6 protein-coding genes are annotated in these 11,084 nt (G+C 65.5%); 2 read left to right on the top strand and 4 right to left on the bottom strand.

Going from position 1 to position 11,084, the window contains the following annotated elements:
- Positions 1 to 479: 479 nt before the first annotated feature.
- The 3 genes from OZ10_RS16795 to OZ10_RS16785 form a co-directional block, all read right to left on the bottom strand.
- Positions 480 to 2,129, bottom strand: coding sequence for a M28 family metallopeptidase (locus OZ10_RS16795; RefSeq protein ID WP_039566043.1), 1,650 nt, complete (start codon positions 2,127 to 2,129; stop codon positions 480 to 482).
- Positions 2,130 to 2,297: 168 nt separating this feature from the next.
- Complete coding sequence (locus OZ10_RS16790; RefSeq protein WP_039415164.1) at positions 2,298 to 3,275, bottom strand: GGDEF domain-containing protein; 978 nt, start codon at positions 3,273 to 3,275, stop codon at positions 2,298 to 2,300.
- A gap of 244 nt (positions 3,276 to 3,519) precedes the next feature.
- On the bottom strand, positions 3,520 to 5,007 hold the full coding sequence (locus OZ10_RS16785; protein WP_039414528.1) for a SulP family inorganic anion transporter: 1,488 nt from the start codon (positions 5,005 to 5,007) through the stop codon (positions 3,520 to 3,522).
- 210 nt (positions 5,008 to 5,217) lie between these two features.
- On the opposite strand from OZ10_RS16785, the gene OZ10_RS16780 reads away from it, so the two are divergent.
- Both OZ10_RS16780 and OZ10_RS16775 read left to right on the top strand, forming a co-directional pair.
- On the top strand, positions 5,218 to 6,666 hold the full coding sequence (locus OZ10_RS16780; protein WP_039566040.1) for a glycoside hydrolase family 5 protein: 1,449 nt from the start codon (positions 5,218 to 5,220) through the stop codon (positions 6,664 to 6,666).
- Between the two features lie 390 nt (positions 6,667 to 7,056).
- A complete protein-coding gene (locus OZ10_RS16775) occupies positions 7,057 to 9,189 on the top strand; it encodes a methyl-accepting chemotaxis protein (RefSeq protein WP_202903031.1) in 2,133 nt (710 codons plus the stop codon).
- 699 nt (positions 9,190 to 9,888) lie between these two features.
- Here the strand turns inward: OZ10_RS16775 and OZ10_RS16770 are convergent.
- Positions 9,889 to 11,084 (bottom strand): sensor domain-containing diguanylate cyclase (locus OZ10_RS16770; RefSeq protein ID WP_039566037.1); only part of this gene is annotated, 1,196 nt, incomplete at its 5' end.

Below are 11,084 nucleotides of genomic sequence, written 5' to 3'. Positions count from 1 at the left end.
CACCACGCCAGACAGTTGGTTGGTGGTTTTGTCGAAGAGCAAAGGTCACCGCGCAGCCAGCTTGCGAGTCGCTGTTGAGATCCATGCGGACCGACCATCTCCACTGGTCCTTGCCCGCCTACCGTCGCGGGACCCTTGGCGGCATGGATGCCGCCACGGAGCTACAAGGACGTACTGCAGCGTGTCCTGCGATGGTGGGCTGGCAAAGGCCCTGCAGCAAAGGCCCAGATGATCCGCTCTGCGCCTGACCTGTCCGTAGCGAGCAATCAGGTTGAGACAACGGAATGTGCGTATCGCCAGCGCTTGGCGATCGTCAAGAGCCCCTGCAGCAAAGGCGCAGATCATCCGCTCTGCGCCTGACCTCTCCGTACCAAGCCATCAGATCGAGACGCCTGCACTGTGCGTCTCGCGAACACCTGGCTGTCTTCACGTCTGGTAGCGGGCAGTGCCCTTGCCGCCCGCAAATTGGTGAGCGGCTGCTACTTGCGCGCTGCCTCGCTGGCGTCGCGGGTAGCGCGGAACTCCGAATCGCTGCTCCAGTTCGGCCATTGACGCGAATCGGCCAGCTGCTGGCCCAGCGTGTACAGCACGCCTAGATCGCGCGCGGCACCGGCGAAGGTCCAGTCCGGCTTCCACTCGTCGCCCTGCTGGTGATAGCGCTTGGCGGTGTAGTCGTCCGATGCGGCCTTGCCTGCCGCCACGCCGCCTACTTCCCAATCCTGCCCGGCCGCATACGACAGCGCCGGCACGCCGCGCTTGGCAAACGAGAAGTGGTCGGACCGGAAGAAATACCCGGCCTGCGGCTTGGGATCGGGGGTGTAACGCAGCTTGGATTGCGCGGCCACGTTCTTGAGCTGGTCGAGCAGCTCGAGCTTGGCGGTGCCATAGATGCCGAAATCGCGCGAGGGCACGAACGGGTTCATGCCGTCCATGTTGATCACCGCCACGGTGGTGTCCAGCGGGTACAGCGGCTTGGAGGCGTAGAACTCCGAACCCAGCAGCCCCTTTTCTTCGGCGGTGACGGCCAGGAACACGATCGAGCGCTCGGGCTTTGGTCCGGTGGCGAAGCCGCGTGCCAGTTCCAGCAGCGCGGCAGTGCCGCTGGCGTTGTCCAAGGCACCGTTGAAGATGGTGTCGCCGCGTGCGTCCGGCTTGCCCACGCCGATGTGGTCCCAGTGCGCGCTGTAAATCAGGGTTTCGTTCGGGCGCTTGCTGCCTTCCAGGCGCGCCACCACATTGTGCGAGGTGATCACGTCGGACTTGACCTGGTAGCTGGCGCTCAGGCGCTGGCCCTTCAGCTCGACTGGCTTGAAATCGCGCGTCTGCGCCTGTTTCTTCAAGGTGTCGAAGTCCAGCCCGGCGTGCTTGAACAGGTCGGCAGCCAGATCGCGCTGGATCCAGCCTTCCAGGGTGGGATGCGCGCTGCGCGGGTTGTCGCGCACCACATCGAACATGGTGTTGGTGTTGGAACTGGCCACCGTGTCCCAGCCATAGGAGGCCGGCGCGGTTTCGTGCACCACCAGCACGCCGAGCGCGCCCTGGCGGGCGCCTTCTTCGTACTTGTAGGTCCAGCGGCCGTAGTAGGTCATGCCGGCGCCATCGAAGGCGCCCTTGCCGGTTTCGAAATCCGGGTCGTTGATCAGCACCACCGCGATCTTGCCCTTCAGGTCCACGCCCTTGAAGTCGTCCCAGTCGCGCTCCGGCGCCTTGACGCCGTAGCCGACGAACACCAGCGGTGCGTTGGCGATGTCGACCTTGGACGAACCATCGAGCGCGGCACGGATGGCGATCTGCTGGCCCTGGGTCAGGGTCTGCGGCTTGCCGGCATTGGCCAGCGCAATGGTCGGCGCACCGACGATCTCGGCGCGTCGCAGCGGCACCGCCTGGGTCCATAGGCGCTTGCCGCCGGTGAGATCGCCGCCGGGCTGCAGGCCCGCGTCGGCAAATTGCTTGCTCAGATAGGCGATGGTCTTGTCTTCGCCGGCCGTGGCCGGGCCGCGGCCTTCATAGGCATCGGAGGCCAACTCCTTGACGTCGCGCGAGATGCGCGCGCCATCGAAGGTCGGCGTCGCCGCCATCAGTGCGGTCGAGACCGCCATTGCCAAGAGTCCTACCGCAACTCGCTTCATTGCATACCCCAGATCATCAGACAGCCCTGGAGTGTAGCCAGCCGCGGGTGCAAGCGGATGCATGTGGATGCGTGCGGTGCACTGCACGCTGTCGTGCCGCCGCGTACTGTCGGGGCAGCAGGACTGCCCAACGCGATGCCCCGTGGCGCAGGCCCGGGCGGGGCGCCGCTAGAACAGATCGACGCTGCCGGTGGGTTGGGTGACGTGCTGAAGTTGGCCATTGCCCACCAGGTCGGCGTACACGGCCGCGCGGTTGCGGCCATGCTGCTTGGCCCAGTACAGCGCCTTGTCCGCTTCGTCCAGCGACTGGCTGATCAGGCGGCCCTGGGTCAATTCCACGATGCCGGTGCTGAGCGTGACCTGGCCGACCTGCGGAAACACATGCTCGGCCACGGCCAGACGAAAGCGCTCGAACAGGCTGACCGCGCATTCGCGGTCCACGCCGCGCAGCACGATCACGAACTCCTCGCCGCCAAAGCGGAACAGCAGGTCGTCCTGGCGGAACGTGCGTTGCATCAGCTGCGCGACCAGCAGCAGCACCTCGTCGCCGTACAGATGCCCAAAGGTGTCGTTGACGCGCTTGAAGTGATCGATGTCCACGATACCCAGCCACACGCCCTGCTCCGTCGTGGACTGCGCCCCGGAGAACAGGCGCAGGATCACGTCGTCGAAGGTCTTGCGGTTGCGCAGGCCGGTCAGGGCATCGCGCTGTGCATCGTCGAGCAGGCTGCGGTAGTTCTGGAAGAAGCGTGCAAAGCCCTGCAGCATGGCCTGCTCGGCGGCGCCAGGCGGGCGGGCACCGCCCACCCGCAGGCAGGTGCGGATGCCGCGTGCTTCCATCATCGGGTACACCAGCAGCGCACGGCCGTCCTGATGCAGCTGCACGGCCTCGCCCGGACCATGCGCATCGGCCAGCTGCGAGCGCATCTGCGCATCCTTCAGCTCGGCCACCGTCAACGACAGGCGGCCGTCGTCGCGCAGCCGGGTTTCGGCCATGGTGCGGCCGTCCGGCGCGATGCGCAGCAACGACAGCTCCTCGGCCGCACAGACCTCGCGCATGGTGCGCAGCAGGCTCAGGTCCAGCAGATCGGCATCGCGGATGGCCGTCATGTCCACCATCCGCTCCAGCAACGGCGAGTCGCTCATTGCAGCCCCCGCCGATGCGCGGACGCAGGCCGGCCGTGCCGCACGCAGCAGGCCGACGGACAACGGGAATGGCAATGCACAGGCTTCACGACAGCGACCGGCAATCTGGATGCCGGTTCATCGGCGCCCGCCAGGCAAACTTGAGACCGCTCGCCGGCCCTGCTCAGCACCGGGCCAGCCAGCACCGCACGGCACACCAGCCAGTGCGTCGCACGGTGCCCAAGCGGGGAGCCGGCCCGGTGGCTCAGGGCAGTGCGGATTCCAGCGCGTCTTCACCCAGTGCGTGGCGCTGCATCAGCCGCCGGCTGCCGGCATTCAGGCCTTTCACCTGCACCTCCAGGCCGTGATGGCGCAGCCGCTGCACCACCTTGTCCAGCGCCGCCACCGCCGTGATGTCCCAGAAATGCGCACGGCCCACATCGATCACCACCGCACGGCCGGGCACCTCGCGTGCGTCGAAGGCGTCGATGAACACATCGGCCGAGGCGAAGAACACCTGCCCGCGCACGGTGTAGGTACGCACGCCGTCCGCGCCGTCGCTGTGGGCGATCTGCAGCAGGCCGGCCACCTTGAAGGTGAAGAACACCCCGCTCAGCACCACGCCCACCGCCACCCCGGCGGCCAGGTTGTGGGTGATCAAGGTCACCGCCACCGTGGCCAGCATCACCACGCTGGAGGTGCGCGGATGGGTGATCACGGTGCGCAGCGAGCGCCAGTCGAAGGTCTCCGCCGACACCATCACCATGATCGCCACCAAGGCCACCACCGGCACCTGCGACACCCACGGCTTGAGCAGCACCATCAGGATCAGCAGGAACACGCCGGCAAACAAGGTGGAGAGCCGGCCACGGCCGCCGTACTTCACGTTGCCCACGGTCTGCCCGATCATGCCGCAGCCGGCAATGCCGCCGAACAGGCTGGCCGCCGCGTTGGCGATGCCCAGCCCGGTGCACTCGCGGTTCTTGTTGCTAGGCGTATCGGTGAGTTCATCGACCACGCGCGCAGTCATCAGCGATTCGAGCAGGCCCACCATGGCAATGGCCAATGCCGGCAGCGCGATGATGCGCAAGGTCTCCAGCGTCATCGGCACCGCCGGCCATTGCAGCAACGGCAGGGCGTTGGGCAACTTGCCCAGATCGGCCACGGTCTTGAGCGGCAACTGCAGCGCGCTGCCGGCAATGGTGAGCAGCAGGATGCACAGCAGCGGCGAGGGAATCGCCGACAGCCCGGGCACGCGGAGCCGCGGCAGGCCGTAGATGATCGCAAGGCCCACGCCCAGCATCACCCACGTGGTCATGTTGGCGCCGAGCAGATGCGGCAGCTGCGCGGCAAAGATCAGCACCGCCAGCGCGTTGACGAAACCGGTACGCACCGAACTGCTGACAAAGCGCATTAGCACGCCCAGCCGCAGCACGCCGAACAGGACCTGCACCGCGCCGGCCAGCAAGCCGGCGGCCAGCAGATACGGCAGCCCATGCGCGGCCACCAGCGGCGCCGCAACCAGCGCCACCGAGCCGGCAGCAGCAGAAATCATCGCCGGGCGTCCGCCACAGAACGCGATCACGATGCCGATCACGAAGGAGGCGAACAAACCGACCTGCGGGTCCACCCCCGCCACGAACGCGAACGCGATCACTTCGGGAATCAGCGCAAAGGTGGCGACCGCACCGGCCATGAGTTCGCGCGCAGGTGAGGCGCGCCATTGCGCCAGTTCGGCACGCAAAAGGGACATCGGGGACACTCCGGGGACAGAAAGGACAGCCTGCGGACACGCCGCAGCGGCAATAGTGTGCGGGAAAGCGACCGCGCCCGCAGCCTGCCTGTGACCCGTGCGCCAATGCGCCTTTCTGTGGCTGCGATCACGCCACGCGACGCTGCCGCAGACCAAGATGCCCCCCTCACCGGGCTCGGGTGTCGAGTCCGGTCATCTAGGGAGACCACCATGTCCATCTTCAGGACTGCAAGTACGCTTGCACTCGCCACCGCGCTGGCCGTGGCCGCCGCACCGGCATTCAGCTATTCCATCAGCAACAACAAGATTGTCGACGATAGCGGCAAGGTGGTTCAGCTCAAGGGCGTCAACGTCTTCGGCTTCGAGACCGGCAACCATGTCATGCACGGCCTGTGGGCGCGCAACTGGAAGGACATGATCGTCCAGATGCAGGGTCTGGGCTTCAATGCGGTGCGTCTGCCGTTCTGCCCGGCCACGCTGCGCAGCGGCCAGATGCCCAGCAGCATCGACTACAGCCGCAATGCCGACCTGCAGGGCCTGACCTCGCTGCAGATCCTGGACAAGGTGATCAACGAGTTCAACGCACGCGGCATGTACGTGCTGCTGGACCACCACACACCCGACTGCGCGGGCATCTCCGAGCTCTGGTACACCGACTCCTACACCGAAGCCCAGTGGCTGGCCGACCTGCGCTTTGTGGCCAACCGCTACAAGAACGTGCCGTACGTGCTCGGCCTGGATCTGAAGAACGAACCGCATGGTGCCGCGACCTGGGGCACCGGCAACGCCGCCACCGACTGGAACAAGGCCGCCGAGCGCGGTTCGGCTGCGGTGCTGGCCGTGGCGCCGAAGTGGATCATCGCGGTGGAAGGCATCACCGATAACCCGGTGTGCTCGACCAACGGCGGCATCTTCTGGGGCGGCAACCTGCAACCGCTGGCCTGCACCCCGCTGAACATTCCGGCCAACCGCCTGCTGCTGGCGCCGCACGTGTACGGCCCGGACGTGTATGTGCAGTCGTACTTCAACGACAGCAACTTCCCCAACAACATGCCGGCCATCTGGGACCGCCACTTCGGTCAGTTCGCCGGCAAGTACGCCTTGCTGCTGGGCGAGTTCGGCGGCAAGTACGGCGAGGGCGATGCGCGCGACAAGGTGTGGCAGGACGCGCTGGTGAAGTACCTGCGCAGCAAGGGCATCAACGAAGGTTTCTACTGGTCGTGGAACCCCAACAGCGGCGACACCGGCGGGATCCTGCGCGATGACTGGACCACCGTGCGCCAGGACAAGATGACGCTGTTGCGGACGCTGTGGGGAACGGTGAGCACCACCACGCCGACGCCGACGCCGACGCCGACGCCGACGCCGACTCCGACTCCGACTCCGACGCCGACACCGACACCCAGCGCTGGCTTCAGCACCAAGGTGACCGTGGACAACCAGTGGAACGGTGGCTACTGCAATCGCGTGCAGGTCACCAACACCGGTACCGCCAGCGGCACCTGGGCGATCTCGCTGCCGGTCACCGGCACCGTCAATAACGCCTGGAACGTCACCTGGTCGCAGAGCGGCACGACGCTCAAGGCCAGCGGGGTGGATTTCAACCGCACCCTGGCTGCAGGTGCGACGGCAGAATTCGGTTTCTGCGCGGCAGGTTGATCGACACGCGTTGGGCGTGCGGCTCGCGCCCAACGGCGCAGCGCAGACTGCAACAGTCTGCGCTGCGCGCGATGACGACATGCAGCGCATTTGATCGATGCATGTCGTTGTTGCAACGGGCTGACTACAGCAGAGATCTATAGAAACAAAGCAGGAGCGCCCTCGGGCGCGATGCAGCGTTGTCGATAACGCGGCATCGCGCCCAAGGGCGTTCCTACAATGGCAGTGACGCAGAATGCCTCCGCACATTCAGCGCATCACTTATCAAATGTCTCCTCCAAGCAGGCGCTGCCGCAGATAGTGTTCAACACCTGCGTGCATCAGCCGTTATCCATGACGTAGCGCCGTGCGCGCGTTCTGGATGTCGTTGCCATGCCCGTTGTCTCCCTGTTGCGTCGTCACGTTGCCAATCTCCCGCTCACGCGCAAGTTCGTGCTGTTGTGCACGCTGTTGACGGTGGGCGTGATCCTGCTGGCGATGGCCGCCGCGCGCCTGCAGTACCTGGACCTGATCGAGGCGCGCAAGCTCAGCGTCAGGACCGAGGTGGAGATGGGCCTGACCGTGATGCAGCACTACGCCGACAAGGTCAAAGCCGGCGAACTGAGCCTGGACCAGGCCAAGGAAGCGGCGCGCACCACCTTGGCGGACATGCGCACCAACGATGGCGTGGATTATTTCTTCATCGTCGACCCGCAGATGCGCATCCTGATGCATCCCAAGCGCCCGGTCGGCACCGACATGAGTGACTACAAGAGCGATGTCGGGCAATACGTGTATCGCGACATCAAGACCGCCATCGATAGCGGCGACGGCTTCAGCTATTACGACGCCCCCAAGCCGGGCAAACAGGAACAGCTGCCGAAGATCAGTTACGCCAAGACCTTCCCGGCCTGGAACTGGGTCCTGGTGATGGGCGTCTATGCCGAAGACATTCAAGTGCAGGCATGGGGATTCACGCGCACCTTGACCTTGATCGGTGGCGCATTGGTGGCGCTGGTGATCGGCCTGTGCTGGTTGATCGCCTCGGCCATGGCCGCGCCGCTGCGTGCCGCCTCGCGCACGGCGGAAGCGATTGCCTCGGGCCGCTTCGACAACGACATCCGCGTTGAATCGCGCGATGAAACCGGCCAGCTGATGCTTAGCATGCAGCAGATGCAAAGCCAGCTGCAGCGCTTCAACGGCGAGATGCAGACCATGATCCGGCTGCAGCAGGGCGAGAAGATCGCGCACCGCATTCCGGAGGATTTCCCCGGCGATTACGGCACGCTGGCGCACGGTGTGAACACGGTGGTGTTCGAACATCTGGATGCCATCAACGAAGCGATGGACGTGATGGGCGAGTACGGCCGTGGCGATCTGCGCCGCGACATGCGTCGCCTGCCCGGCCAGCGCGCCGCCCTGCATCAAGCGCTGGATACCGTCAAAGACAATCTGTCCGCCATCAATAGCGATATCGCACGCCTGGCCGATGCGGCCGCGCGCGGCGATTTCTCTGCACGTGGCGATCAATCGCGCTACCAGTTTGCGTTTGCGGAAATGGTGCAGGCGTTGAACCGGCTGATGCAGCAGGCCGACGCGGGGCTGGACGATGTGGGCCGCATCATGGCCGCGATTGCCGATGGCGATCTGTCGCAGCGCGTGGAGTCGCATTACGAGGGCGCATTCGGGCGTCTGGCCGGTGCGGCCAACCGCACTGCCATTCAATTGACCGGCATCGTGCAGGGCATCCAGCATTCGGCCGAGATGATCAACACCGCCGCCGGCGAGATCGCCAGCGGCAATGCCGACCTGTCCACACGCACCGAGCACCAGGCGGCGAACCTGGAAGAAACCGCCGCGTCGATGGAAGAACTCACTTCCACCGTGCGCCAGAACGCCGACAACGCACGCCAGGCCAATCAGCTGGTCAAGGGCACCGGCGAGGTGGCCGAAAGCGGTGGCCGCGTGGTGCAGGAAGTGGTGAGCACCATGCAGGCGATCACGCAATCGTCGGCGCGCATTTCCGACATCATCGGAGTGATCGATGGCATCGCCTTCCAGACCAATATCCTGGCGTTGAATGCGGCGGTGGAAGCGGCGCGTGCGGGCGAACAAGGCCGCGGCTTTGCCGTGGTGGCCACCGAAGTGCGCGCCCTGGCGCAGCGCTCGGCGGGTGCCGCCAAGGAGATCAAGCAACTGATTTCCGATTCGGTGGACAAAGTGGCGCAAGGTTCGCACCTGGTGCAACAAGCCGGCAGCACCATGACCGAGGTGGTCAGCTCGGTGAAGCGCGTGACCGACATCATGGCCGAGATCACCGCCGCCAGTACCGAACAAAGCGCCGGCATCGAACAGGTCAGCACCACGGTGATGCAGCTGGACGAAATGACCCAGCAAAACGCCGCGCTGGTGGAAGAAGCCACCGCGGCAGCGCGCAGCATGGAAGACCAGGCGGCGGATCTGACCCGTGCAGTGGCGGTGTTCCGGTTGGCATCGGCACAGCCTGCCTCGACGCAGCGCCACGGCGCCGCTCAGGCAGCATAAAACGGGCGACTGCCATCACCACATCGGCAGACGTACCCTCATCCGCCCTTTGGGCACCTTCTCCCGAAGGGAGAAGGAACAACGTCCAACGCGTGCCAAAGCCCCTCTCCCGCCGGGAGAGGGGTTGGGGTGAGGGTGCCCAGTAGCCGGGAGGCGTCAATGCACGCACCAAATGCATTACTAAACGAACGAGATGCATCGACGACAGGCATTCGTACCCACGGTGGACGGTCGACGGTCGACGGTCGACGGTCGACGGGAATCGGGAATCGACGAGTATTTATCGCTCGTCAAAAACACGGGCGACTGCAATCGCCACATCGCATGACGTACTCTCATCCGCCCTTCGGGCACCTTCTCCCGAGGGGAGAAGGAACAGCGTCCAACGCGTGCCAAAGCCCCTCTCCCGCCGGGAGAGGGGTTGGGGTAAGGGTGCCCGGCAGCCGAGGTGCTTAGACACACAAACGAGATGCGTTGCCAAGCAAGCGGCATGCGCCGACGAACGACCTGCGCACCGATCAAAGAGCGGCGCTCATCGACAGTCGACAATCGAAACGTGTTGATCGCTCGTCAGAAATGGGTGACCGCGATCGCCGCATCGGCTGACGTACCCTCATCCGCCCTTCGGGCACCTTCTCCCGAAGGGAGAAGGAACAGCGACGCGCCGTCAATGACCCATTTCTTCAACGCATGGCGTCTTCAACGCGTAGCGTCGCGGCCGTTCGTCGCGGTGCCTTTGCAGCGCGCATTTTTTGCCGCATACATCGCTTCGTCTGCGGCGTGCATCAGGCTTGCGGCCTCGGCCTGATCGCCGTGCTGCCACGCCACGCCGATGCTGGGCTGGATCGGCAACCACTGCTCGCCAAACATCGCCCCTGCCGCCGCGGCCTGGCGGATGCGCTCGGCCACCGTGGCACAGTCCATCTGCGGTGTCTGTAGATTGTCCAGCAGCACCACGAATTCATCGCCGGCCAGACGCGCCACCAGGTAGCGGCCTTCCACCGCGCGCTGCAGACACTGGCCGAACCCCACCAGCACCGCGTCGCCGGCGCGGTGGCCATAGGTATCGTTGATGCGCTTGAAGCCATCCAGATCCAGGAACATCACCGCCACCGCGCGCTGCAGCTGATGCGCCTGCAGCACCGCCGCCTGCAGCGCCTCGGTCCAGGCGTGGCGGTTGGGCAGGCCGGTCAGCGCATCGCGGGTGGCGCGTTCGTGCATCAGCCGGTGCAGCGTCTTGTGCGCGGTGACGTCCTGGGCCATCAGGAAGAATCCCTGCGTGCCCGCCGACGTGCCCACCGTTTCCGGCACCAGGGTGATCTCCACGTCGCGGGCGCTGCCGCCCACCTGCAGCACATGCTCGAAACTGGCACGTTGGCCGTCGGCCACCTGTGCCAGTGCCGTCCGTGCCGGGCCGCTGAGCGGAGTACCGAGCAGACGGGTGATGGGTGACCCGACCAGGCTGGACGGCTCCACGCCCAGCCAGTCGCGGTGTGCCTGGTTGGCGAACAGGCAGCGTTGCTCGGCATCGAACTGGCTGACCAACGCCGGGGTGGCATCGCTGATCGCGCGTAGCCGGGTTTCGCTTTCGGCCAGCCGCTCGGCTGCGACATGGCGCTCGGTGACGTCCTGGATCTGCGAGACGAAATGCACCGGTGCACCGCTGCCGTCGCGCACCAGTGACACCGACAGCTGTGCCCAGATCACCGCCCCGTGCTGGCTGATGTAGCGCTTGGCCAGGCTGTAGCTGTCGCGCTTGCCATCGATCAATTCCTGCACCAGCTGCAGATCCAGCTGCAGGTCGTCCGGATGGGTGATCTGCTGGAAGGTGGTGCGCAACAGCTGCTCGCGCGAATAGCCAAGAATGCTGCACAGGGAAGGATTGACGTCGCGCC

It is taken from the genome of Xanthomonas cannabis pv. cannabis (assembly GCF_000802365.1).
GTDB classification, from domain to species: Bacteria; Pseudomonadota; Gammaproteobacteria; order Xanthomonadales; family Xanthomonadaceae; genus Xanthomonas; species Xanthomonas cannabis.
Note: the sequence above shows the minus strand (reverse complement) of the source record. Positions and strands in the feature narration are given on the sequence as shown.

Coding starts and splice junctions, on each gene's coding strand:
- OZ10_RS16780 (WP_039566040.1), top strand. CDS start 5,218: ATGTCCATCTTCAGGACTGCAAGTACGCTTGCACTCGCCACCGCGCTG.
- OZ10_RS16795 (WP_039566043.1), bottom strand. CDS start 2,129: ATGAAGCGAGTTGCGGTAGGACTCTTGGCAATGGCGGTCTCGACCGCA.
- OZ10_RS16790 (WP_039415164.1), bottom strand. CDS start 3,275: ATGAGCGACTCGCCGTTGCTGGAGCGGATGGTGGACATGACGGCCATC.
- OZ10_RS16785 (WP_039414528.1), bottom strand. CDS start 5,007: ATGTCCCTTTTGCGTGCCGAACTGGCGCAATGGCGCGCCTCACCTGCG.